The following is a 25,961-nucleotide window of genomic DNA, read 5'->3' as shown; positions in this document are numbered from 1 at the left end:
TAGAGGTTAAAGGGAGAATGAATTATTTAAATATTCAGATAAGTATTCCATTAACTTAATAGTATTCTGAATGCGCTTTCAAGTCAATGAGATTGCGCTAATTGTAAGCCCTTTGTAATCGTTCTGTAACAAATGAGAAAACAGATTTATAGGGATCTTAGTTCAAGACCAAAGTCCCTCCTTTACGGGTTAAAAGAGATTCGCTATACTGAATATAACTGAGTTTCATATAGTGAAACTTTTTCACGCGGATGAAAGTGGTGAAAACAATGGAAGATGGCAAGCTGACCGTGCGCGCCGTTGAGCGCGCTTTAGATATTATGCTTTGTTTCACCGGTGCGTCGGAATTGACGCTGACCGAAATAGCAAGTCGTGCCCAGCTTCACAAAAGCACGGTACACCGTCTTCTAGCTTCCCTAGAAGGCAAAGGATTCATCATGCGCGATGGCTCGACGGATAAATACAGACTCGGTTACCGGCTATGGGAGTTGTCCGCTAACCTCTCCAAAGAGGGGGACCCCGGCGTCATTCTGCTGCCGGAAATGGAACGGCTGCGCGATCAGCTCGGCGAGACGATCTCGCTGTACGTGCAGGACGGCCTTGAGCGCGTACGCGTCCAAGCCGTCCAGAGCAACCATGCCATTCGCCGCGTTGCCCCTGTCGGGGCGCGAATGCCTTTGTACGTCGGCGCCTCGAGCAAGGTGCTCGTCGCCTTCGCTGAGCCAGCGCTGCAGGAGCAGCTTCTAGCCTCGGCCGATTGGCCGACCGGGCTAGATACGCTTGCGTTCCTGCAGCAGCTCAGCGACACCCGACGCGCCGGCTTCGCCACGAGCGTCGAAGAGCGCGAACCCGGTGCGGCGGCTGTGTCCGCACCGGTTCTCGACCGCGGCGGCCGGCTTGTGGCCGCCCTCGCGGTCTCGGGTCCAGCGAACCGGCTCACGCTGGAGCTGATGCAAGAGCAGGCGCCGCTCATTGTGGAGGCGGCGCGGCGTATGGGAACGATGCTGCGCTAGACGCATCGTTCTTTTGTGCGGCTTCGTGCTGGCGCGAAGCCGCAGCCCTACTCGTCATCCGTCGTCAGGATGACGGATGCTTTGCTTCTAGGAGGTCATACTAGAAGAGGGAAAGGGAGTGGCAAGTGATGAATAAGACAGCCTCGATGCTGGCGATCTGGATCAGTCTTGCCAGTAATATCGTGCTGACCGCCATCAAAATCATCGTCGGCCTCAATTTCAAAAGCCAAGTGCTAATCGCCGACGGCATCCATAACGCGGGAGATGTCATTGCAACCGCAACCGCTTATAGCTCGATGCGCGTTTCCTCCAAACCAGCGGATGTGGACCATCCTTACGGGCATGGCAAAGCCGAGGTGCTCGGAGCCTTCATTGTCGCTATCATCTTAGGTGGAGCAGCCATTTATATGGGCTACCACTCTATTCATGCGTTATTTGAGCCAGCAGGAGAGGCGCATATAATTGCATTTATCGCGGCAATCATCTCGCTAGTTTGGAAGCAAATTCTTTATGTTTACACCAAACGTATCGGCCAAAAGGTTAACAGCAAAGGATTAATAGCCACTGCTTATGATCATTTGGCCGACGTATATGCTTCGATTGCTGCTTCGGTCGGTATAGGTTTGGCTTTAATCGGCGATCACTACGGCTATAGCATACTGGCTTTTGGCGACCCCGTGGCTGGTATCATTGTTTCTTTTTTAGTGCTGAAATTGGCATACGAAATGGGCAGCGAATCTTTCGACATTCTCATGGAGCGCAGTGTAAGCACGACATACATTGAACAATACGCGGCATTGATCCGATCTGTACCAGAGGTCAAACGAATCGACCGCCTGCGTGCCCGTGAGCACGGTCATTACATATTAGTTGACGCCAGACTTGGTGTATCAGGCAAATTAACCATCCAAGAAGGTCATGACATTAGCCGCCGTATTAAGCAAAAAATCAAAGAAGCGCATAGTGATGTGGATGAGGTGCTGGTTCATTTGAATCCTTGGTATGAGGAGTCTACTACATCAGGCGGGGATTGATCTTAATTCTTAATCTTCCTGAGCTGCCAATTCGCATATCTATGTAAAACACCTCTACGCGAGGTCGCTCACCATGTGGCGGCTTCGGTAGAGGTGTTTGTTTTTCTTCTATCTTTGTATTACCTAGCAAAAATATGATGCCCAATCCGCACAGTCTGCGGTCTTGACCAGATCCATTTGCTTGTCGCTGTATCTGGATTAAAATAATACAGGGCACCCTTGGTAGGGTCCCAGCCGCGAACAGCATCCTGTGCTGCCATGTAGGCCGTGGAATCCGGCTTAAGCCAGTATTGTCCGTCACTAACGGCTGTAAAAGCCCCCGGTTCAAATATAATGCCTTGGATGGAATTCGGGAACTGACTCGATTGTAGACGATTCATGACAACGGCCCCAACAGCCACTTGTCCTTCATAGGATTCACCGCGAGCCTCGCTGTAAATCACCTTCGCTAACATATCCAATTCAGCTTGATTCACTGAATAGTTGCGTAAAGCCTCCCAAGTTTTCGCTCCAATCATGCCGTCAACGGTTAGACCATAATTATATTGAAAATTGCGAACAGCAGCGGCCGTAATCGGACCATAATTGCCATCCACAGGTTGCTGATAGTAGCCTAAAGTCCCGAGTCGGAACTGAGCGTCCCAGACATCACCGTTTTGACTGCCTTGCTTCAAAGTAGTAGCAGCAGAAGCCGGTTGGCTCCATTCGCTTACGGTAAAACCTAATCCCATTGAAGCTAGCAGCACGACAAGGACGAGTTTTTTAATCAACTTCATGTTCATCTCCCCTTTCGTTCTATCAGTATAGGTGCCAAGGAGGGGAGGCTCAACCCGCAGTTATTGGTAATACAGCCCAAACCCTTGGCGCCGTAAGGGAATTTAGGTTGTGAAAATGGCTTAATTATTGCTGATTTGGCTTCTATTAAAAATAAAAAGCCCGAGATCGCCATATATGGCAATCCCGGACTTTTGCTGTGTTATGCGTTTTTTGTGTGTATTGCTGTATTAGTTTTTCTCAGAAATGATTTGACGAAGAACGGTTTGCAGGATACCGCCATTACGGTAGTAATCTACGTCAACCATGCTATCTAAACGCACTAGTACATTGAACTCGAAAGTCGTACCATCTTCACGAGTAGCCGTTACTTTTACAGTGGACCCTGGTTGTACGTCGTTGCTCAAACCTGTGATATCGAATGTTTCGCGACCCGTGATACCTAGTGTTTTCCAACCATTTCCTTCCGTGAATTGAAGTGGAAGAACGCCCATACCAACAAGGTTACTGCGGTGAATACGCTCGAAGCTTTCCGCGATAACGGCTTTGACGCCAAGTAGGAATGTACCTTTTGCCGCCCAGTCACGGGAGCTTCCAGTTCCGTACTCTTTACCCGCGATAACTACGAGGTTTTGGCCTTCAGCTTGATACTTCATGGAAGCATCGTAGATGGATTCAACTTCGCCAGTAGGCAGGTAAGTTGTTACGCCGCCTTCTGTTCCTGGTGCCACTTGGTTACGAATGCGGATGTTCGCGAACGTTCCGCGCATCATCACTTCGTGGTTACCACGACGGGAACCGTAGGAGTTGAAGTCTTCTTTTTTCACACCATGGTTGATCAGGTACTGACCTCCAGGGCTGTCAACTTTGATGTTTCCGGCAGGGGAGATATGATCCGTAGTAACGGAATCGCCCATAAGTGCCAATGTTTTCGCGTTGCGAATATCAGCGATATCATCAAGAACCGTGCCCAAATCTGTGAAGAACGGAGGCTCTTGAATGTATGTGGAGTTCTTGTCGAACTCGTACAGATCGCCTTCTGGAATCGCGATTTGGTTGAAACGCTCGTTCGCACGGAATACGTTGCTGTATTTATCACGGAACATGTCAGCGCTCATTGCTACGCCAAGAGCTTCTTGAATCTCTTGGTTTGTAGGCCAAATGTCTTTGAGGTAAACAGGTTGGTTGTTTTGGTCATAGCCGATTGGATCGTTAGCCAAATCAATGTTCACTGTTCCTGCAAGTGCATAGGCAACAACAAGCGGAGGTGATCCCAGGTAGTTTGCTTTTACTTGAGCATGTACGCGGCCTTCGAAGTTACGGTTACCGGAAATAACGGCAGCCACAGTCATATCGTTGTCGATGATAGCTTTGCTTACTTCTTCTGGAAGCGGACCGGAGTTACCGATACAAGTTGCGCAACCGTAGCCTGCAACGTGGAAGCCTAGTGCTTCTAGTGGCTCAAGCAAGCCTGCTTTAATCAAGTACTCGGTAACAACCAAGGAACCTGGTGTCAGTGAGCTCTTAACGAAAGCTGGTTTTCTCAAACCGCGAGCTACGGCTTTTTTCGCTACAAGTCCGGCTCCTAGCATAACGCTCGGGTTCGATGTGTTTGTACAGGAAGTGATTGCCGCGATGACAACGGAGCCTGTGCCCATTTTGACCGTTTGGCCATTTGGATAAACAACATCAACGACTTCTTCGATTTTCTCATCGGTAAGGCCATAGCCGCCTTTTTCGATAGGAGTACGGATGATGGAGTTGAAAGACTCCTTCATGTTCGTAAGCTCAACACGGTCTTGCGGACGTTTAGGACCAGCTAAGCTTGGTACTACTGCGCCAAGATCAAGTTCAATGACATCTGTGAACTGTGGATCTGGTGTGCTGTCTGTACGGAACATACCTTGAGCTTTGTAGTAAGCTTCAACAAGCGCGATTTGATCAGCGTCACGACCTGTACTTCTTAGGTAGTTCAATGTTTCGTTGTCGACTGGGAAGAATCCGATTGTTGCGCCATACTCAGGAGCCATATTCGCTACTGTTGCACGGTCAGCCAAGGAAATGTTGCTCAGACCAGGACCGAAGAACTCAACGAATTTACCAACAACGCCTTTTTTACGCAAAATTTGTGTAACCGTCAGAGCCAAGTCAGTTGCTGTGGCGCCTTCTGCCAGGTGACCTGTCAATTTGAAACCAACAACGTCCGGAGCTACGAAGTAAAGCGGTTGTCCAAGCATACCAGCCTCAGCTTCAATACCGCCTACGCCCCAACCTACAACACCAAGTCCGTTGATCATTGTCGTGTGGGAATCTGTACCTACGAGGGAATCTGGGTAAACAACCGTTTCTCCATCAATCGTTTTGGTAGCTGCTACGGAAGCTAGGTACTCCAAGTTAACTTGGTGAACGATACCTGTTGAAGGTGGAACAGCACGGAAGTTATCGAACGCCGTTTGTGCCCAACGTAGGAAACGGTAACGCTCTTCGTTTCTTTCGAACTCTAAGTTAATGTTGTAGTCCAGTGCATCCGGGGATCCGAAAGCATCGACCATAACAGAGTGGTCAATAACAAGGTCTACAGGAACGAGCGGGTTGATCCGTTTTGGATCTCCGCCTTCACGAGCCATCGTCGCACGCATTGCCGCAAGGTCAACAACGACGGGGACGCCTGTGAAATCCTGAAGAACGATACGGGCAGGAATGAAAGGGATTTCTTTGTTTTCATCGCGGCCTTCAGCCCAACCAGCGATTTGTTTCACGTGTTCACTTGTAATGGCACGACCGTCGAATTGACGAATAGCCGCCTCGAGCAAAACGCGAATGGAGACAGGCAGATTGCTAACGGTTCCGTGGCCTTGATTTTCAAAATCAGGAAGACTGTAATACTGGAACGATTTCGTTCCCACAGTTAACTGCTTACGCACAGAAAAAGAGTCCTTATTGGACATGGGTAATTCCTCCTCAATAATATTAATCATCCATTGGTTTCATCTAATGAAACTCAATTTCATTAATCCCTCTACATCAAGTATAGCGTTTCGCTGTGTATGAGTAAAGATTAATTTCAATCATTTTTACCGTCAAAATGTCATATATTGAATCAATTCAAAGCAATTCGGGCTCGTCCTAAGGAGGATACCAAGATGTCCTGGAAAACAGCGCTCTATAACTACGTTCACGCTAAGAACCAGGCAGAGATCGAAGGCTCTGCTGCACCTTTGGAAGCTTATGTCTCAGACAGCGCTTATGTACGGAAACAGGATGTCAAGGTACGAAGGCTCCTGGACAGTTACCGCGACCGTGATGCTAAATTGCTGCGTGGAGAAACGAAGCTTCGTCTTACTGGTGTCAAAGAATCGCCTCAAATGATTATAGCGGATATCCAATTACATCGATTTCTAAACTATCGAATTGGAACCATCGAACATCTTGAAGAACGTATTGAACCTGAACGTGTGTTCATTGATATTGCGGCAAACCGTTGGCAGGTCCGATATACAGAATCGCTCCATGGAGAAAAGTCGCTTCCAAGCAAGCGGCGCGGCGTCTTTTTGCCTGATCCTGAAGGTTTTGAGGATGGGCTCCGAAGAGCGCCCTCACTTCCTTATATCAATTATAGTATACTCAACAGTGCTGCTCAGGAATCAGCTCCTCGCAAAATCATTTATAATCGTGCCAAAGTGGTCCAATATGCAGAAACTTGGTGGCAAACTCCGAATCCGAAATATGAGGAATTTGAAGTTGACTGTACGAATTTTGTATCGCAATGCCTCTTTGCAGGCGGGGCTCCAATGGACTATACTGGGAAAAGGGATTCGGGCTGGTGGTATGCTGGGAAAAAAGGCAATCAAGAGCTTTGGAGCTTTAGTTGGGCTGTTGCCAATAGCCTGCAAAAATTCCTCTCCCATAGCCGCAGAGGTCTGCAAGGTCATGTGGTAGATGATCCTAGTGAGCTTCAACCTGGTGATACAATTAGCTACGACTGGGATGGCGATGGCCGCTATCAGCACAATACGATTGTGATAGGCAAAGATGCCAACGGGATGCCGCTGGTCAATGCGCATACATATAATAGCCGTAATCGCTATTGGGCTTATCAGGATTCACCTGCCTGGACAGAGAGGACGAAGTACGTTTTCGTTCGGGTCGCTGATCAAATGTAATAGGAGAGAGAACGCAAATACTATACGGAGGTACGTAATGAGCCGCAAAATACGAATTGGACTAATTTATGGGGGGAAATCCGGAGAGCATGACGTGTCCTTGCAAACAGCATTGGCGGTTATGAAAGCTGTGGATTTCAATAAATATGAGATCACACCGTTTTATATATCCAAAAAAGGCGAATGGCGAAGCGGTGCACCCCTATTAGGTCCGGCTGAATCCAAAGAAGTATTGACTTTTAGCAGTGGAGAAACGGCTGCAGCCCCACCTGCTTCCAATGCTTTGGCACCTATATTCGGGGCAATTCAGACAAAAGGCGATGTGGCCATAGCAGCGAATACAGCTGCAACAATGGACAGCGGCTTAGATGTTATTTTCCCGCTTTTGCATGGCACATTCGGTGAAGATGGGACCATTCAAGGATTGCTTGAAATGGCGAACATTCCATACGTAGGAGCGGGTGTGCTAGCATCAGCTGTCGGGATGGATAAAGTCATGATGAAGAAGATCTTCGCACAAGAAGGGCTTCCTCAGTGTGTTTTCCGCCATTTCACTCGTACCGAGTGGGAAAAGAACCGTGCGTATCACCTGGTCGAGCTGGAAACAGCTATCGGATATCCGTGCTTCGTGAAGCCGGCTAATCTAGGCTCCAGTGTCGGTATTTCCAAAGCAAGAAATCAAGAAGAATTAATTAAAGCGGTCAATTTCGCTTTCCAATATGATCGTAAAGTCATTATTGAAGAGAATATCGATGCCCGCGAGATCGAAGTAGCGGTTTTGGGCAATGATGAACCTATTGCTTCTGTTGCTGGTGAAATCGTGTCCTCGAACGAATTTTACGATTACAAAGCGAAATATATGGATGGCAAATCAGCGATGGTTATTCCTGCAGACATCCCCGCCGAAACGGCCGAACAGATCAGACAGTTGGCGATTCAAGCATTCTTGGCAGTGGACGGCAGCGGCTTATCGCGTGTTGATTTTTTCTTAGGCAAAATCGATCAGAAAATCTACATCAATGAAATCAATACGATGCCGGGCTTTACACCATTCAGCATGTACCCGCTGCTATGGCAAGAAACCGGTAAACCCTACACAGAGCTGCTGGACGATCTTATTCGTCTGGCTATCGAACGGCATACAGCGAAGCAGAGTATCCAATATTCTTTTGATGTGGAGTAGATGCAAATGGGATTTCAAACGGAGTTCAATTCGGTCTGCAAGTTTAAATCAGCACAGGAGCTCTACGAGCTTCTAGAGTACGGCCGCGGCAAAATGGTGAAGAGCGGCTTCCGCGTCTTCCCGACCGGTCAGAAGGTCATTGCTTACACACCTGAGAATCAGGCGATTGCCATTGTGCGAATTGTTGCTTCCATCGCGGAAATCAATTTCCAAGGCGATGAAGTCACGCAAGTGGAGATGGAGCTCATTCGCCGTTTGACGGAAGAAGAGTCACGGATTCAGACCTCACTTGCTTTTGAGATGTTTTTTGGCGAGCAAGCATAGCCGCATAGCATAAAGTAGAAGACATCGTCCGATATGGACGGTGTCTTTTTGTTCAATTGGGAATTTTACGGCTATATGAATGATAGAATTAAACATTTGTCAAACTCGTGACATTACAAATCTTTACATTTTGGTGTCGAAATTTAGCATTATTTTGCAATTTAACTCAAAATTATGGTCACTTTTATTGCAATTTCGAGCATTTTGTACTAATATTCGGGATGCTTGCAGGAAACCTTACCCATCTATGGGATGATTACGTTTATTAAATTAGCAAATTGTCCCACTACGTTTCCTAATTTTCATAAAGGAGTGTTTTGTCATGTCATTACATAGAAGAACAATGAGATTAACAATTGGTAAAAAGTTAATGGGGGCATTTTTGATTATCGTTATCTTAATGGGAATTTCAAGTAGTATTTCTCATTATTACCTTAAACAAGTAGATGATTCATATACAGAATTAGTTGGAAGACGATCGACAATCTTAGCCAATGCTCAAACCATGCAATTAGAAGCTGCGAAGCAATCTAGTAGATTACGTGGGTATCTCTTAACCAAAGATCCGGAATATAAGAATAATTTGCAAACATCCTATGGCAGCCTATCTAAGCTAGTCAGTGAAACAATGACGTTGGCTTATAGAGAGGAAGATAAAGATAAACTAAGAAAATTGGACGAGCTCAATGTACAATTCAAACAAAAGTATGATCAATTACTACAGATGGTCCAAAATGGCCAGAATTCGACTCAAGTATTGGATTTTTACAATAATGAAGTGTTGGCTGCGGGAAGGCAATTAGAACCAGCAGCAGATGAAATAGCTAGCGGACAGCGGAAATTAATGGATGAAGCTAGCGTTAGCAATACGGAGATGGTTAATTCTGCTATTAGGACTGTTTCGATACTAAGCATCTTGGCATGTGTATTAGCGATTTTGATTGGGTATTTCAGCTCCCGTATGATATCTAGGCCTATTGTCGTTATGGAAAAATTCGCTGAGAAGATAGCATCAGGGGATATATCTATAGATAACATTCAGGTTAAAAATAAGGATGAAATCGGTACTTTAGCAAAGTCCTTTAATCAAATGAAGGAAAATCTTCATGATTTAGTCAGACAGATTAGTATAAGCGCTGAGCATGTCGCTGCTTCCTCGGAGGAGTTAACAGCTAGTGCAGAACAAACGAGTCGGGCTTCCGAAAGCATTACCACTACCATTCAGGGGGTCGTCGTTAGCGCAGAAAGACAATCTTATAGTGTAGAAGAAAGCGTACGAGCGATGAATGAAATGTCCGCGGGCGTACAACAAATCGCCGCAAACACACAAGTAGCTTCTTCAGTGTCTATGCAAGCCGCGGAAAAAACGTTGGAAGGAAACAAGGCCATTCAATCGGCAGAAGAGCAAATGGAATCGATTCATATTTCATTTAATCAGCTTGCAGGCGAAGTAAAAGAAATGGGCGAGCTTTCAGGAGAAATTGGACAGATTATCGACGTGATCGTAAGTATTGCTTCTCAAACCAATTTACTTGCTCTAAACGCAGCGATTGAAGCTGCAAGAGCCGGTGAGCAGGGCCGCGGATTTGCAGTAGTTGCGGGAGAAGTTCGTAAGTTAGCAGAACAATCAACGCAATCGGCTGAGCAAATTACACAGTTAATTACACATATCCGGAACGGTATCGAAAAGACGATTCAATCGATGGAGAACGGAACTAGGGAAATTAATGAAGGTATTCGTGTGGTCCATACTGCCGGGGGAACTTTCGAAGAGATTAAGGGATTTGTAGAGCATGTAGCCACCCAGGTCCAAGAGGTTTCCGCAGCTTCGCAACAAATGTCCGCCAGTGCTGAACAGATCGTTCATTCTTTTGAAGAAATTTCCGAGGGATCGCAAAGAGTGACCTTTCAATCTCAAAACGTAGCGAGTGCCACGGAGGAACAATTGGCTTCCATGGAGGAGATTTCCTCATCTGCCGCTTCTCTGTCTCAAATGGCCGAGGAACTACAAACGGTAATCGGTAAGTTTAAAGTTTAATTGAGGTGCAGCATGATAAATCCCATGAACAAGGTTGAGATAAATAATTGGCTAGTACGGAAGACAACTGCTTATACTGTATGCTTCTTCATCGTTCTGTTTGCCGTAGTATTGATTGACGAGATTTACCCCAGAGAAAATTTAACAAGCATGTATCTTGTTCCCTTAGTCGTTGCAGGCTTTGCATTCTGGAAACACCTATCTGTACAAATTATTGTAGCTGGTGTTCTGACATGGGTTAATAAGTTTTATTCTCCATACGGCCATTTACTAAGTATACATGTGGTTGTATCTCAGTGGCTAACCTTCACATTAGCCATATTGTCCGTATCCACTTCAATTAGGTTTTATATTAGAGATAAAGAGAATACGCTGAATCTAACATTTGCACTAGCAAAATCGTTGGATTCCAGAGATGCGCACACAGCATTTCATTCAGAGAATGTAGCCAAGTACGCTTTTTTAATAGCCAAAGAAATGAAGCTATCCAACCGCGTATGCGATCATATTTACTTAGGGGGTCTCCTGCACGATATCGGGAAAATAGGGGTGCCGGAATCTACGTTATCGAAGCCAACGTCTCTAACCGAAGATGAATATAATGCAATTAAACAACACGCTATCATTGGTTATAACATGGTTAAGCATATTCCCTCGTTCAAAAAGAACGGTATTTTGGATATGATTCTATACCATCATGAAAGGTATGATGGTACCGGTTATCCTGAAAGGTTAAAGGGTGAGCGAATTCCCCGATTAGCCCGAATCTTATCTGTTGCTGATTCATTTGATGCGATGACTTCAACACGAGTCTATAGAAACAAGTTGGATGTGGCGTATGCTACCAACCAGCTGCGAAAGAATCGGGGGACACAATTTGACCCTGAAATTACCGACGTTTTTCTTAAGATACTGGAGAAAAAAGGCCCTCATATTTTATTGCATATGGAAGATATCAAAAGGGCCCGCACTAGCTTTGTAACAAGCTAACCAGGTGTACCAAACACATTAAATTTGTTCTCGGCAAAATGAGGCTGACTCAAAAGGTTAATAACCTAGCGAGCAGCCTCTATTTTGTTTCGAAACGGAGTGAAATCTAACAGGAATTCCTCCCGTTAATTTGGCGTTAATTGTTCTAAACGGTCATCTAACTGGAAAACTCCATGTAGTGCAACAGTGAAAACAGAGGCAGCCTAAAGATGAACGCCTTATGGAACAGCCCCATCCCTTATACGTTGCCGTTACTCTTTAGTGGCTTGGCGGCACAGGTACTACAAGAACTTAGTACTTATTCTATCTAGCTCGAAGAACTACAATGTAATTAGTAGATATTCAGATTGGAGCGTGAAAAGGATGAGACAAACGTTTTTGACGGACAGGAAGTTTATTGCTTATTGGCTTTTCAATATAGGGTTAGGTATACCAACCCCTTATGTACTTATTTATTTGATCTTTGGGTTCTATGGCTTTATGTCGCCACCAACGATGCATGATCGATATATGGCTGCTGGAGTACTTTGCGTTTACTTGTTAGTTTGGTTTATCGGAAACTATCTGTGTTTGCGAAAAGAAGATCGAGGCACCAAGTACGGTATGCTAGCGTTAAGCCTGCTGCCGCTTGCGATTTCGTCTTTTATCAGCTTCAAAATCATAACATCCATTTCGTCCTAAATGAGGTGAGTTATGTATGTGCGGTGGCTCCAAAGGGCACCATATGAAAAGAATTTTTGCATCAATTATTATTAAATGCATTCGTCCAACAGGACGATATAAGCCGTTTATTCCTGCATATTCTTTTTGGAGGTTAACCTTGCATGATTATTCGCCTTGGGTATGTGGCTATGTCGACGGTAGTCAAGAACGCTTCCCCTTCCAAAACGATGACAGTCACGAACTTCAGCAAGCTCCTGGACCGAGATGCGGCCATTCGGAAGCTTGAGCGACTTGGCGCCGAAAATCTGCATAATACGCTTAGATTGCTCAGGCACAACCGTGCGCATGATATCATGGTGTTTCGTTTTTCCTCCAGGCTGATCCCGCTCATTGGGCATGTAATGTTAGGTGACTGGGACCCCATTTCCATACTTTCTGCTGAATTTCAAGAGCTTGGCAGTTACGCTAAGCAGGCTGGCATGCGCGTAAGCTTTCATCCGGATCATTTTACCGTCCTGAGTACGCCCAAGGAAGATGTGCTGCAGAAATCAATGGAGGATCTAGAGCGCCATACGGCTATGTTTAATGCGATGGGGCTGGGGATGGAAGCCATGTGCAATATTCATGTAGGTGGTTCCTACGGCGATAAAGAAAAAGCGGCTGTACGATTTATTCGGAATTTTTCCACGCTGCGCCCTGAAATCCAGAGGCGAATCACACTTGAGAACGATGATAAAACCTTTACTGCGCAAGAGACACTTGATATTGCAGAAGAGGTGGGAGCGCCTATGGTGCTGGATATTCATCATCATGCGGTCAATAACAATGGGGAGGATGCGGCTGATCTCTGGCCGCGGATCCAACAAACATGGTCGAGACAGGAGAGTGAGCTGTCGGAACAGGCTGCCAATTTACTCCCGCCGAAAATCCACGTTTCAAGTCCAAAAAGTCAAAGTGAACCAAGAAGTCATGCTGACTACGTGGAGGTAGGTCCTCTTATCACATTCCTACGTGCGATTGCTCCAATTACGCCAAATCTTGATATCATGATTGAAGCGAAGATGAAGGATGAAGCGTTATTTCGCCTCATGGAAGACCTCAAAGTGCAAGAGGGAGTTTCTGTTCTCGATCAAGCCTCAGTCCGGCTATAACCGTTCAGATTTACTTCTTGAATTGTTGGACAAAATGGAGTACTTTGGAGAGTGGGAATGAACGACGCACAATCCATTGTGAGAGGGGCTTCAGAATACCATGAGTCAATTGTTAACCGGAAAAAATATACTTGTAATGGGTGTTGCCAACGACCGCAGCATCGCTTGGGCTATTGCTCAATCTTTAGCGGCACAAGGAGCTAATCTTGTTTTTACGTTTGAAAATGAGCGTGTTGAGGAACGTGTTCGCAAGCTCGCAGATACGATTCCAGGCTCTACCTTGATGCCTTGCAACGTAACGGTAGATGCTGAGATCGAAACACTTGCATCTACACTCAAAGAGAAGTTCGGTGTGCTTCACGGTCTCGTACATAGTATTGCATTTGCTAAAACCGAAGAGCTGGACGGGTTGTTCGTTGACACTTCGCGTGACGGTTTCGCATTAGCGCATGACATCAGCGCTTACTCGCTTGTAGCGGTATCGAAACGGATTTACCCGCTGATGACAGAGGGCGGAAGCATCATGACGATGACCTACCTCGGCGCTGAGCGCGCGATGAAGAATTACAACGTCATGGGCGTTGCCAAAGCAGCGCTGGAAGCTAGCGTGCGCTACCTGGCGAATGACCTTGGCCAATTCGGCATTCGCGTGAACGGTATCTCCGCTGGTCCGATTCGCACCTTGGCTGCCAAAGGCATCAAAGATTTCAACTCCATCCTGCGCCAAGTGGAAGAGAAAGCGCCGCTGCGCAAGACAACGGATACAGCCGAAGTAGGCGACACAGCGATGTTCTTGATGAGTAACCTTTCCCGTGGGATCACAGGTGAAGTTATTTATGTAGATGGTGGGTATCATATTGTGGGCATTTAATCCCGCATACGAAGAGATTCCGTATTGCCTTATGGGTGATACGGTTTTTTTTACGGAAAAAACAGGCGGATTCTAGTTGAAATGTAAAATTATACGAATATTTTGGGATGAAACGCACTAGAATTAAAAGCGTATAATTTACTATACTGGAGTTACCGATTAAATTAATGAAAAGAAAGAGTTGATATAAATGGTAAATAGTAAGGTGGAGCCTTTCGTGGTGGGCAGTAAGAGCTTTACAGCAGTGGCCATTAATACGGCAGCCAAGGCTGGGCAATGGATTAAGAGTAAGCTGGGAGACATTAACCGTGTGGATACGAAGTACTCCTCTCAGGATTTGGTCACTGAGGTGGATAAAGGTTCAGAGAAGCTAATTCGTAATTTGATTATGACTCATTTCCCAGATCATTCCATCCTTGGTGAGGAAGGCGTGGAGCCTGGACCAGAGGCATCGGCCAGAGCGCTTCAAGCGATGAGTGATGAGGAGTATCTCTGGATCGTGGATCCAATCGATGGGACGACGAACTTTGTTCACGGTTTTCCGTTCTACTCCGTTTCCATTGCGCTGGCACATAAGGGTGAAATTATTGTAGGTGTCGTTTATGACCCTTCGCGTGACGAGCTGTTCGTCGCTGAAAAAGGGAAAGGCGCCTATATGCACGGCAATAAGACGACGGTTTCGCTCGATAGCAAGCTATCCGAAAGCTTGGTTGCAACCGGCTTTCCTGCAGATCGTGAGTGCGCACTCCCTATCAATCTTAGAGGGACGCTGGCTTTGGCGCCAAAAGTAAGGAATCTTCGCTCCGGAGGGTCGGCAGCGCTGCATATGGCTTACGTTGCAGCTGGACGATTAAGCGGATTTTGGGAGATTGGTCTCAGCGCATGGGATGTTGCTGCAGGCTCATTGTTGATTCAAGAATCCGGCGGTAAAGTGAGCGATACGGCTGGGAATCCCTACCAGCTTTCCGTGCGAAACGTGCTTGCTACCAATGGTCAAATTCATAACGAACTTCAGCAGGAGTTGGCTGGAGCGGGAGCGACAGGATTGTAAGCTTGTGAAGCATACCTGATGTTGACAATCCTGCTGCTTAAAGTATTATAAAAACTATAATTTAATTTAGCTGCGGAGCCTAGGAGAACAGCAAGTATATTTCAAATTGTACGTAACCATGCGTGCATTTGGATAGCTTGCTGTTTTCTTTTTCATACTTTTGGAGGTTGATGACCATGGAAAAGAAATTTGTGCTTTCATTAAGATCAAGGAACGACGAGCTCTCGTGCTATTTTATTTGATAAATCAGGTGCAATTAGGGGTGTTGCTCAAAAAGAGTTTGCACAATTTTACCCAAAGTCAGGTTGGGTCGAGCATAATGCCGAGGAGATTTGGGAGACGCAGCTTGAGGTGCTCAAAGAAGTTTTGATCCAAAATCATGTGCATCCGCACCAGATTGCAGCTATCGGGATCACGAACCAACGCGAAACAGCGGTTGTTTGGGATAAACTTACGGGCAAACCTGTGTACAATGCGATCGTTTGGCAAAGTCGGCAAACCATGGACATTTGTAATGAACTGAAGGAACAGGGCTTTGAGACGAAAGTGCGCCAGAAAACAGGACTGCTGATCGATGCGTATTTCTCCGGTACGAAAGTAAAATGGATACTGGACAACGTACAAGGAGCTAGAGAAAAAGCCGATAACGGCCACTTGTTGTTCGGCACTATCGATACTTGGCTCATTTGGAAATTGACCGATGGTAAGGTCCATGTAACGGACTATTCCAACGCTTCGAGAACGATGATGTACAACATCCACGAATTGCAATGGGATCAAGAGCTGCTTAACATGCTGAATGTCCCTGCATCATGCTGTCGGGTGTGCGTCCTTCTAGTGAAGTGTACGGTGAGACGTCCAAAAGTTTGTTCGAAGTGCAAATTCCTATTGCCGGAATCGCTGGTGACCAGCAAGCGGCATTGTTCGGACAGGCGTGCTTCGAAGAAGGCATGGCCAAAAATACTTACGGCACAGGCTGTTTCATGCTTATGAACACGGGCTCCAAAGCTGTTGCTTCTCAGAACGGACTGTTGACTACGATTGCATGGGGCTTGGATGGTAAAGTGGAGTACGCGCTGGAAGGCAGTATTTTCGTTGCGGGCTACGATCCAATGGTTGCGTAACTGGCCCGATTACTCCGAATGATGCGATTCCGACTATAGATTATCCCTTGCCCGCCGAACTGTTGTATTTTGTGCAACAATCCGGCGGTTTCTATGGACAAATTGGCTTTTCTGTTGTACCGCTTACAACAATTTGCTGGGAATTTCTCAGAAATAGGCGTTTGAAGCTCGAATTGTTGTACGAAATACAACAATAGCAGGCTACTCCGGCGTAAGGAAGATGTATTGTTGCACAAAATACAACTTGGACTAGTGATAATGAATGAATCGACAGTCTCCAAAGTACAACGACAAAAATACATGCGATAGTTTAAACATATCCGTCTTCGGCGTAACTTTTTATGAAATAACCTTTATAAACATTCGCTCTTAAAAAATCGCTTATCTGGGCAGCTCTCGGGATGGGAGAGAACGGTAGAGAGATTGAGGAAATTACCCATAGCATGATCGAGGATCTCTGGCTCTTGCCTCAGGAAGTCAAGTCTGGTATAAACACTCTACATGCACTATAATATGAGATATATCGTTTATTTAAACGTTTCAATTAACTGGACACGCACAGACGTGATCGGGAAATGGATGGAGAGCTTCTATGACGGCAAATACACAATCGCATTCAGGATCTGGCCCGGATATTATCACATTTGGGGAAACGATGGCACTGCTCATGCCCTCCGGTGGCAAAGGGTTGGAATATTCATCTGAGCTTCACAGCTTGTTTGGTGGTGCCGAGAGTAATGTAGCTATTGGGATATCACGGCTTGGCGGCAAGGTCGGCTGGTTCGGACGGTTAGGTAAAGATCCATTAGGTCGCATGATTTTCAAAAAAATCCGTGGTGAAGGCGTCGATGTTTCACGCGCTGAATTGACAACAGAAGCTCCTACGGGGCTGATGATGCGTGAAGTGCTTATGGGCAAAACGTCTGTTTACTACTATCGTAAAAATTCAGCAGCTAGTCATATGAGTACGAAGCATTTAGATGAGGCTTATATCGCTGGGGCCAAAATCCTGCATATCACAGGCATCACTCCTGCCTTAAGCGAGTCTTGTAAAGAGGCGGCTTTCGAAGCTGTTCGCATCGCTCGTAAGCATGGCGTCAAGGTCAGCTTTGATCCTAATCTGCGTTTGAAGCTTTGGAGTATGGAAGAAGCGCGTCCTGTACTGCTAGAACTGGCTAAGCTATCTGATATTTTCTTACCAGGTTTAGATGAACTGAAGCTGCTCTACCAGACAGAGGACTGGAATGTTATCGTGAGCAAGCTTCGTGAATTATCAGCGATATCCATTGTCAAAGGTGGAGAAAATGAAACGTACGTCGTAACCCCAGATAGCGTTACAGCTGTTCCTTATTTCAAAGCGGAGCATGTGGTGGATACCGTTGGAGCGGGTGATGGTTTTTGTGCGGGCTTTTTGGTTGGCGTGTTAAAAGAGTATGAATATGCGGAAGCCGTGCGCATCGGTAACCTCGTGGGCTCCTTGATCGTTCAGACCGAAGGTGACTGGGAAGGTGCTCCGACTTGGGAACAAGTGGATGCTGTACTTAACGATGTTAAACATATAGAACGTTAAAAGCTTGAAATAGAAGGGTGTAGATTCTAATGAAAAAAATTAAACTTATCCAACAAATATCCAGTGAAGGTGTCGTTGCCGTTCTACGCGGCGATACGCCAGAAGAAGTCGTTGCAATGGCCGATCAAGCCATTGCCGGCGGTATTAAGGTCATCGAGGTCACAATGACCGTGCCTTTCGCGCTGCGCGCTATCGAGGAGCTCGCGAAGCGCTACTCGAGCACAGCGCAGGACGCGGCCAAGTACGCGATCATCGGGGTGGGCACAGCCCTTGACCCCGAGACGGCGCGTGCCGCGATCCTCAGCGGGGCCGAGTTCGTCGTCGGCCCCTCGCTTAACCCGAAAACGGTTGAGCTCTGCAACCGTTACAGAGTTCCCGTCATGCCAGGGTGCATGACGATTCAAGAGATTCAGACGGCGCTTGAGCTCGGCGTCGATATCGTCAAGCTCTTCCCGGGCAATCTCTACTCGCCCGCGATGATTAAGGCCATTAAAGGTCCGCTGCCGCAGGCGAACATTATGCCGACCGGCGGCGTCTCGCTGAGCAATCTCGGCGAGTGGATCCAGGCCGGCGCGGTTGCCGTCGGCATCGGTTCCGATTTGACTAGCGAAGCCGTTAAAACGGGCAATTTCAGCCTTATCGCTAAGAAGGCAGCTCAATATATCGAGGCCTATCAAGCGGCCAAAAAGTAGGAAATGCGCACGCTCCGTCGAAATGATGACGGAGCGTATTTTTTTTGTAACATGAACGTTTGGTACATCCTATCTAGGACAATGACTTGCTGCCCTCGAAGTTAGTTTGGATTGATGAAAGGAAAGAGACGATGAATCATGGCAAAGCGAAGCTTCTGCTGGAGGTCGATAATCTTCAGAAGTCGGTGGATTTTTATACCAAACAGCTTGGTTGGGAATTGGTAGAGGCAGCTCCTGAGGGACATGTTGCTTTGTTTCGCATTTGGTTGAACGATGAAGTTGTATTGATACAGAGAGGCCAGCTAACTAAGCAGGAGCATGAATTACAAGAGGCTTACCTTACTCGTTGGTTGCAGCCCAAGCCTTCCAGCCCTAAAGTTGGGGATCTCATTTATATAGGGGTTAGCTCCGTCAATGAAGTGGAAAAAAGCTTGCAGGAAAACGGATGGAATGAGCTAAGAAAAGAAGAAGAGGCGGGGCATATTCGTAAGGTTTTTGTTCCAGCCCTAGATGGGTATACCTTCGTTTTCTGGGAGGAACTTTTTGCTTCGGATGATGAAATTATGAAGATGTACGCGGATGGAATAGTTGAGTTGGAATGTGCCGTAGATGGCTTGTCTGAGGAGCAGCTCAATTTAACGAAAGCACCGGGGAAATGGTCGATTCGTGAACAAGTGCTGCACCTGATTGATTTGGAACTAGTTACGATCCATAAAGTGAAATTTGCCCTAGCGGAGCCGGGGCGTACCTACCAAGGAAACAGTTTTTCGCAGGACGATTGGAGTATTAGTCTTCATTATGCGACAAGACCAATTACATACGAAGTGCAGCTGTTTCGTAGTTTAAGGCAGCATATCCTTGGATTATGTGAATATCTGCCGGGTGCCCTTGAACGGACGGTGATTACCACAAATAATCGCGAAGAGTCGGTTGCTAGATTGCTCAAAATGATGGCAGGACATGCCAGGCACCATGTAAGGACTGTGGAACGGATTCGTGAACTTCATGGCTATTAATTTCGGTTACAGCATGCTATAAAAAATGCCGAAAAACCCAAGCGCACAAGCTCTTGGGTTTATTTGTTGATTTTAGGCAGGCGAATTGATATGATAAAGAGTGATTAGGAAAAAATGTATTAAATAACATTATTATCCTAATAAAATTATAGCATCAAGACAACCTTCGTGTCAAATTTGCATTTTATATGGTCTGAAAAGAGGTGTTGTAATGAATTTAACTGAGCAGGATTGGGCAGATGAGGAACAAAGAGTTCAAGAAGTAACAGCAAAGATACGCGTAAGAATGACAGGGTTAGAGGATGAGGTTGGCAAGGTTCAATCGGATGTTGTTGAGATTCGCAAGCATTATTGGGATGAAGTCACGATGGATATGAGTACGGCCGAAGACGCGGCAGAATCGATTGCAAGTATGCGGCAGCAAGCAGAGGTGCTATCTGAGCGAGAACGCACGCATCGACAGGCAGCAGTAGCTTTAGGCAAGTTAAAAAGACTTGTGAATTCCCCTTATTTTGGGCGCATCGATTTCAAGGAACGAGATGAGAGGCAAGGAGAAGCCATTTATCTGGGCGTTGCTGGCTTTTTGGATGAGCAGAAGGATTACTATCTGGTTTATGATTGGCGAGCGCCTATATCCAGCCTTTATTACGATTATGCGCCTGGGGAAGTAGCCTTTACAACACCGAACGGCATGGTAGAGGGACAAATGCTGTTGAAGCGCCAATTTGTTATTCGCGACAGCCATATTCAGCTGATGTTTGATACGGGAGTGACGATCGGAGACGAATTGCTGAAGCAAGTGCTCAGTCGAAGCTCTGATGCGCAAATGAAGACGATCGTAGCAACGATTCAAAAAGAACAAAATCGCATTATTCGAAACGACAAAGCCCAAATGCTCATCGTGCAAGGGGTAGCAGGCAGTGGGAAAACGTCGGCTGCGCTGCAAAGAGTCGCCTACTTACTATATAAGCATAGAGATCAGCTGAGTTCAGACCAGATGGTGTTATTTTCACCGAATCCGCTTTTCAATCATTATGTGTCTACGGTATTGCCGGAATTAGGCGAAGAAAATATGCAGCAAACGACCTATCAGGCCTATTTGGAGCATCGATTGGGTGAAGAGTTTGAGGTGGAGGACTCATTTACGCAATTGGAGTATGTGTTAGCGCGGGAATGTTCATCTGAGAATGGGGAGAATGCCCAGGAACATATCCCACAGAGGGATGAGGAATTTGATTACAACGCTCGTTTAAGCGGCATTCATTACAAGTCATCCCTGGAGTTCCTAGCAGTCATACATGCTTATCAGGAGCGGTTAATGCATGCAGGTATGCTATTTAACCCTATTAAGTTTCGTGAAAAAGAAGTTTTGAGCGCAGCTCGATTGGTGGAGCGGTTTTACAGCTATGATCCGGCGATTCGGCTGCCGAACCGATTGGAATTAATGCAGGGCTGGATGCTGGAACAGTTAGAGCTCTTTGCAGAGCTTCAGTTGGAAGAAGCTTGGGTTGAGGAGGAGATTGAGCTTCTCAGCAGCGAAGATTACCATCTTGCTTATCTAAAGCTGCGTAAAATGGAACGGGGGCATGGAGCCACATTCGATGATTTTGATCAGGAGAGAGTGCTGCTTGCACGCGTTGTTATTAAGGAGCATTTGAAGCTGGTAAGGAGCGCTGTGAAGCGGCTTGAGTTTGTAGATTTGAAAGGATTGTATGGGCAATTGTTTCGAGAAGAGGTTCGTGAAGAGGAAACCATGCATGAATTGAAAGTAGGTCAGGGGAGTCTGATAAAGAATAAGCCGCCCTATTGGTCGGCTATCTGTGAGCGGACGCTGAAGGAGCTGGCGCAGGCTAGGCTGCCGTATGAGGATGCGACGCCGTTCTTATACATGATGGAAGCGGTCTGCGGCTTCCAGACGAACGGCTCCGTACGCCACGTCATCATCGACGAGGCGCAGGATTATTCTCCGTTTCAGCTGGCCTACCTGAAACGGCTCTTCCCGCGCTGCCGGATGACAGCGCTCGGAGATCTGAACCAGGCGATCTATTCGCACGCTTCGGCGTACAGCGAAATCGATCCGATCGCCGCTCTGTATGGGCCGGAGCAAACGGAGGTTATCCGTTTGCATCGCAGCTACCGCTCCACGCGCGAGCTCGTGGAGTTCACTCGCGGCATCGTGCCTGGCGGCGATGCCATAGAGCCCTTCACCCGCAGCGGCGCTAAGCCGCGGGTGATCAAGGTCAGCGATCGCGGATCGCTGCATAGCCTGCTGGCAGCCGAGATCGATCGGCTGCTCGGCGAAGGCTATGCCTCTATCGCGATCATCGGCAAAACCGCGAGCGAGAGCAAGCTCGCGCACCAAGCCCTAGAGCCCCAGCTGCAAGTGCCTCTGGGGCTCATCACCAAACATAGCCCGACCTTCGAGTCGGGCGTACTGGTCATCCCTTCGTATCTCGCGAAGGGGGTAGAGTTCGATGCCGTACTCGTCTATGACGGTTCCCGTCATCAGTACGGACATGAAAACGAGCGCAAGCTGTTCTACACCGCTTGCACCCGGGCTATGCACGAGTTAAGTATGTTCTCACTAGGTGAGCCAAGCGGCTTTATCACAGATCAGCCGAAAGAGGTGTACGAATACATTATTTAACGTTGAGTGGAGTATCTGACAGCCGATCATAAGGAGTAAATTGGAGCCCCTAAGAAATCGAACTTGGGGGCATTTTGTTGAACAAATACGAACAAAGTTCTAATTCATAAACAATATACACGATATAACAAATTATTTAGCTAGAAAGAAGGGGCTTAATTGGTTGTCAAACAGACATCGAGGCCAGTACATCAGCAAGTATAAGAGAACGTAAGAGACTTAACTCTGGCTTTGCAGCAGAGGTGAGTTTTTTTGCTTGTATTTTTCTGCTCAAAACATTAAACTAATTGATATATATGATATATTTATTATTGTTATATGGTTATAATAGCTTCATACATAAAGGTCAAAGGACGGTGCAGCTCTACATGCCATACACGCCAATAAAAGTGGAAACCCTTAAGCAGACGCTTAATCGAATCGAAAATCATATCTACAAGCCGGTAGCTCAACTGTCAGCCATCGCATATGTAACGAAGGAGCCCGTAACATTCGAGCAAAGAATGTCGGGACAACTTCTCGAAGTTCGCCCGGGTGAGAAGTGGGGGGAGCTGTGGGACTGTGCCTGGTTTCATTTCCAGGGTCAAGTGCCGCAATCGGCTGCGGGAAGGAAAATCGTATTGCTGATTGATGTTAACGGTGAGCTATGCCTTGTCGATGAGGAAGGAACTCCGACGCAAGGGCTGACAAACGTGAACTCGGAGTTTGACTTAACGCTTGGCTTACCTGGTAAACGCGTGGTGCAGATCGCTTCTAACGCATCGGGGGAAGAAGTTATCGATCTCTGGGCTGACGCTGGCAACAACGATTTGTTTGGGCGTTACCGGAGCGGAACGCTGAAGGAGGCTCAAATAGCCGTCTGCAGTGAGGAAACGAGACAGCTATTTTACGATTATGAGGTGCTGCTCGATCTTGCCAAGCATCTAGAGGATCAATCTGCAAGAAGAGCGCGTATCCTGCAGGCCCTTTATGACGTTCATCTATTGCTCAGGGATATGTCAGAAGAGAGCGTGGCGCAGGCTAGAGGTATTCTGGCTCCGTCATTAAGCAAGCAGGGCGGGGATCCAACTCTGACGGCTACCGCAATTGGACACGCGCATATTGATCTGGCGTGGCTGTGGCCTATTCGTGAGACTTACCGCAAAGGGGCTCGGACTTTTGCCACCGCTCTGCGGATGATGGAGCAGTATCCCGATTACGTATTTGGAGCTAGTCAGCCTCAATTGTACGAGTGGATCAAGCAGCAGCATCCCAAATTATATGCTGAGGTCAAGCAGCGCATTGCAGAAGGGCGCTGGGAAGTACAAGGCGCCATGTGGGTGGAGCCGGATTCCAATATTGCGGGAGGAGAAGCGCTTGTAAGGCAAATCCTCCTTGGGAAACGTTTTTTCCAGCAGGAATTCGGTAAAGATATGAAGATGCTGTGGGTTCCAGATATTTTTGGTTATTCAGCCAGCTTGCCGCAGCTTCTGCGTAAGTCTGGGGTCGAGTATGTGATGACACAGAAGCTGTCATGGAACGTCCATAATGATCATCCGCATCATACTTTTTTCTGGGAAGGGCTGGACGGAAGCCGCGTGTTGACGCATTTGCCGCCAGAAGATACTTACAATGGTCCTGCGCTGCCAAGGTCGATTCTAAAGGCTGAAAGGGATTATTTGGACAAAAATGTATCCGACCATTGCCTCGTCGTGTTTGGAATCGGAGATGGCGGCGGCGGACCAGGAGAAGAGCACCTGGAGCGCCTTCAGCGGGAGCAAAATCTCCAAGGGCTTATCCCGGTGAAACAGGAGCCTGCCCTGAACTTTTTCGAGAAGCTAGCTTCTAATAAAGAGAAATATAAGACATGGAAAGGTGAACTCTACCTTGAGAAGCACCAAGGGACGTTCACTAGCCAAGCTCGCAATAAACGATATAACCGGAAGATTGAAAAGGCGTTGAGGGAGCTTGAATTCGCTGCTTCACTCCATTTCGCTTACGGAAACGAGTATCCGTCCGAGGAGCTTGAAACGATCTGGAAGGAAGTGCTGTTGTACCAATTCCACGATATTTTGCCTGGTTCTTCTATAAAGCGTGTATTCGACGAATCTCTTGAGCGTTACGAAATATTACTAGCTAGAGTAACGGAGCTAACCGAGCAAATGTACCGCGGCTTTACATCTTCCATATGGACGCAGGACGCAGAACGTCCGATGGTCATCTTCAACTCCCTTCCATGGGAGCGCAGCGAATGGATGCAGCTCAATGATCAATGGATACAGGTCACGACTCCTGCAATGGGCTATCAGGTTATAGATTCGGCAGCGATATCGGAAGGCTCCTCATTTGAAGTGAGGGCTGTGAACGATACACTTGAGAATGAGTTGATCAAGATAGCGTTTGGATCGGACGGAAGCATTTTATCGATATTCGACAAAGAGTTAGGTAGAGAAGTAATCGCTGTCGGTGAAGCAGGGAATGTGTTATCCATTTATCATGATGACGGCGATGCTTGGGACTTCCCTGAGGATTATGCAGGAACGAAGCCTGCGCAGATGAAGCTCATGCAATCGAACGCTTTCGTCAGCGGACCTAAAGCGATAGTAGAGCAAGAGTATCACTACGGCAAGTCCGTACTCACACAAAAAGTTATTCTAACGGCGGGCAGCAAACGAATCGATTTTGAAACGGATGTCGACTGGCAGGAAGATAGTAAAATGCTGCGTGCTGCTTTCCCGGTCAACGTGTATGCCGATCAAGTGAATTGCGAAATTCAATTCGGTCATCTCAAAAGACAGACTCACCGAAATACGTTGTGGGATTACGCTAAAGACGAAATTTGCGCGCATCAATGGATCGATCTTTCACAACCGGACTTTGGTGTCGCTCTCTTGAACGACTGCAAGTATGGCTATAGTGTTAAAGGCAACGTTATGGATATTAATTTACTTCGCAGTCCATCGTACCCGGATCCGACTTGCGACAGGGCGCGCCATCAGTTCGTATACGCCATTTTGCCGCATGAAGGGGATTTCATAGAGGCGGAAGTCTACAAGCAAGGCTATGAATTAAATGCTCCGATATCCGCGGTCTTGGCGAGTGCAGAAGAAGGCGGACTGCCGAAGAAGTATTCCGGTTTTGAGATTGAAGGCGCCAAGGTCATGATTGAAGCGGTGAAAAAAGCGGAAGACGAAGACGCTCTCGTTGTTCGCCTTTATGAAACTTCTGGAGCGAATGGCGATATCAAGCTTTTGGTTCATCTTCCTCACCGAGAGGCAGTGCTTGCCGATTTGATGGAAAACCCATTGGAGCCGCTGAAAGGCGCTGACGGACACTACCAGCTTTCCTTTACACCGTTCGAGATTAAAACCGTACTCATCCGCTTGTTGCATTAAAATGCCAAGTTTCGCAATCCTAGTGCGTTAATACCAAAGAGCCCGATAACCGCGTTTCATTAGAAACGAGATTACCGGGTTCTTTGTGTTGGTCCCTCTTTCGACGGGGGAAGGGAGTTACTTACTTCTTATGTTCCGCTTCATATTCACTGGCAAATTCCTCCAGAGACTTCACCTTACCATGTGGATTGTGAGCTTGTTTGCGGCTTTTCCATGCTGCTTCATCGCGGCGTTTCGAGTGGCTCATAGCTAAAAACCTCCTATGGTATGCGGATGGGTGACG

19 protein-coding genes and 1 pseudogene are annotated in these 25,961 nt (G+C 46.9%); 17 read left to right on the top strand and 3 right to left on the bottom strand.

Going from position 1 to position 25,961, the window contains the following annotated elements; genetic code table 11:
- The first annotated feature begins 269 nt into the window (after nt 1-269).
- Both G519_RS0109580 and G519_RS0109575 read left to right on the top strand, forming a co-directional pair.
- Entirely contained in the window at nt 270-1,013 is a 744-nt protein-coding gene (locus tag G519_RS0109580) for an IclR family transcriptional regulator (RefSeq protein ID WP_029194493.1), read from the top strand.
- A gap of 128 nt (nt 1,014-1,141) precedes the next feature.
- A complete protein-coding gene (locus tag G519_RS0109575) occupies nt 1,142-2,047 on the top strand; it encodes a cation diffusion facilitator family transporter (RefSeq protein WP_029194492.1) in 906 nt (301 codons plus the stop codon).
- A 119-nt stretch (nt 2,048-2,166) separates the two neighbouring features.
- Here G519_RS0109575 and sleB read toward each other — a convergent pair whose 3' ends face one another.
- Both sleB and acnA read right to left on the bottom strand, forming a co-directional pair.
- On the bottom strand, nt 2,167-2,823 hold the full coding sequence (gene sleB, locus G519_RS0109570) for a spore cortex-lytic enzyme (RefSeq protein ID WP_029194491.1): 657 nt from the start codon (nt 2,821-2,823) through the stop codon (nt 2,167-2,169).
- Nucleotides 2,824-3,051: 228 nt separating this feature from the next.
- Nucleotides 3,052-5,769, bottom strand: a complete 2,718-nt coding sequence (gene acnA / locus G519_RS0109565; protein WP_029194490.1) for an aconitate hydratase AcnA — start codon at nt 5,767-5,769, stop codon at nt 3,052-3,054.
- Nucleotides 5,770-5,964: 195 nt separating this feature from the next.
- Between acnA and G519_RS0109560 the strand changes: the two genes are divergently transcribed.
- The 15 genes and pseudogenes from G519_RS0109560 to G519_RS0109485 all read left to right on the top strand — a co-directional run bounded on the left by G519_RS0109560 (nt 5,965) and on the right by G519_RS0109485 (nt 25,678).
- A complete protein-coding gene (locus G519_RS0109560; RefSeq protein WP_029194489.1) occupies nt 5,965-6,984 on the top strand; it encodes an amidase domain-containing protein in 1,020 nt (339 codons plus the stop codon).
- 37 nt (nt 6,985-7,021) lie between these two features.
- Nucleotides 7,022-8,167 carry a D-alanine--D-alanine ligase gene (locus G519_RS0109555; protein WP_029194488.1) on the top strand — a complete coding sequence of 382 codons (1,146 nt, stop codon included), beginning with the start codon at nt 7,022-7,024 and terminating at the stop codon, nt 8,165-8,167.
- Between the two features lie 6 nt (nt 8,168-8,173).
- Nucleotides 8,174-8,491 (top strand): hypothetical protein, encoded by a 318-nt coding sequence (locus tag G519_RS0109550; protein ID WP_029194487.1) that lies wholly within the window; start codon nt 8,174-8,176, stop codon nt 8,489-8,491.
- Between the two features lie 322 nt (nt 8,492-8,813).
- On the top strand, nt 8,814-10,529 hold the full coding sequence (locus G519_RS0109545) for a methyl-accepting chemotaxis protein (protein WP_244280080.1): 1,716 nt from the start codon (nt 8,814-8,816) through the stop codon (nt 10,527-10,529).
- A 12-nt stretch (nt 10,530-10,541) separates the two neighbouring features.
- The gene (locus tag G519_RS42415; RefSeq protein WP_051253284.1) at nt 10,542-11,519 is read left to right on the top strand and encodes an HD-GYP domain-containing protein; all 978 of its coding nucleotides are present in this window, start codon (nt 10,542-10,544) and stop codon (nt 11,517-11,519) included.
- A 363-nt stretch (nt 11,520-11,882) separates the two neighbouring features.
- Nucleotides 11,883-12,200 (top strand): hypothetical protein, encoded by a 318-nt coding sequence (locus G519_RS0109535; RefSeq protein ID WP_029194485.1) that lies wholly within the window; start codon nt 11,883-11,885, stop codon nt 12,198-12,200.
- 143 nt (nt 12,201-12,343) lie between these two features.
- Nucleotides 12,344-13,333 (top strand): UV DNA damage repair endonuclease UvsE, encoded by a 990-nt coding sequence (gene uvsE, locus G519_RS0109530; protein ID WP_029194484.1) that lies wholly within the window; start codon nt 12,344-12,346, stop codon nt 13,331-13,333.
- A 100-nt stretch (nt 13,334-13,433) separates the two neighbouring features.
- Nucleotides 13,434-14,204: an enoyl-ACP reductase FabI gene (fabI, locus tag G519_RS0109525; RefSeq protein WP_029194483.1), complete on the top strand. Its 771-nt coding sequence runs from the start codon at nt 13,434-13,436 to the stop codon at nt 14,202-14,204.
- Nucleotides 14,205-14,394: 190 nt separating this feature from the next.
- On the top strand, nt 14,395-15,255 hold the full coding sequence (locus G519_RS0109520) for an inositol monophosphatase family protein (RefSeq protein WP_029194482.1): 861 nt from the start codon (nt 14,395-14,397) through the stop codon (nt 15,253-15,255).
- Nucleotides 15,256-15,431: 176 nt separating this feature from the next.
- A pseudogene (locus G519_RS42410) lies at nt 15,432-16,380 on the top strand (FGGY family carbohydrate kinase); the annotation flags it as partial.
- Nucleotides 16,381-16,971: 591 nt separating this feature from the next.
- On the top strand, nt 16,972-17,949 hold the full coding sequence (locus G519_RS0109505) for a sugar kinase (protein ID WP_029194480.1): 978 nt from the start codon (nt 16,972-16,974) through the stop codon (nt 17,947-17,949).
- Between the two features lie 29 nt (nt 17,950-17,978).
- The gene (locus G519_RS0109500) at nt 17,979-18,641 is read left to right on the top strand and encodes a bifunctional 2-keto-4-hydroxyglutarate aldolase/2-keto-3-deoxy-6-phosphogluconate aldolase (RefSeq protein WP_029194479.1); all 663 of its coding nucleotides are present in this window, start codon (nt 17,979-17,981) and stop codon (nt 18,639-18,641) included.
- Nucleotides 18,642-18,772: 131 nt separating this feature from the next.
- Nucleotides 18,773-19,657, top strand: coding sequence for a DinB family protein (locus G519_RS47330; RefSeq protein WP_051253283.1), 885 nt, complete (start codon nt 18,773-18,775; stop codon nt 19,655-19,657).
- A gap of 211 nt (nt 19,658-19,868) precedes the next feature.
- Nucleotides 19,869-22,304: an RNA polymerase recycling motor HelD gene (helD, locus tag G519_RS0109490; RefSeq protein ID WP_029194478.1), complete on the top strand. Its 2,436-nt coding sequence runs from the start codon at nt 19,869-19,871 to the stop codon at nt 22,302-22,304.
- A gap of 368 nt (nt 22,305-22,672) precedes the next feature.
- A complete protein-coding gene (locus G519_RS0109485; RefSeq protein ID WP_036632508.1) occupies nt 22,673-25,678 on the top strand; it encodes an alpha-mannosidase in 3,006 nt (1,001 codons plus the stop codon).
- A gap of 121 nt (nt 25,679-25,799) precedes the next feature.
- Here the strand turns inward: G519_RS0109485 and G519_RS52090 are convergent, their stop codons facing one another.
- Nucleotides 25,800-25,925 carry a DUF6254 family protein gene (locus tag G519_RS52090; protein ID WP_244280079.1) on the bottom strand — a complete coding sequence of 42 codons (126 nt, stop codon included), beginning with the start codon at nt 25,923-25,925 and terminating at the stop codon, nt 25,800-25,802.
- Nucleotides 25,926-25,961 lie beyond the last annotated feature (36 nt).

Origin of the sequence: Paenibacillus alginolyticus DSM 5050 = NBRC 15375, assembly GCF_000422905.1 — a bacterium.
In the GTDB taxonomy this organism is placed as follows: Bacteria; Bacillota; Bacilli; order Paenibacillales; family NBRC-103111; genus Paenibacillus_E; species Paenibacillus_E alginolyticus.
This window is presented reverse-complemented; position numbering and strand designations above follow the sequence as displayed.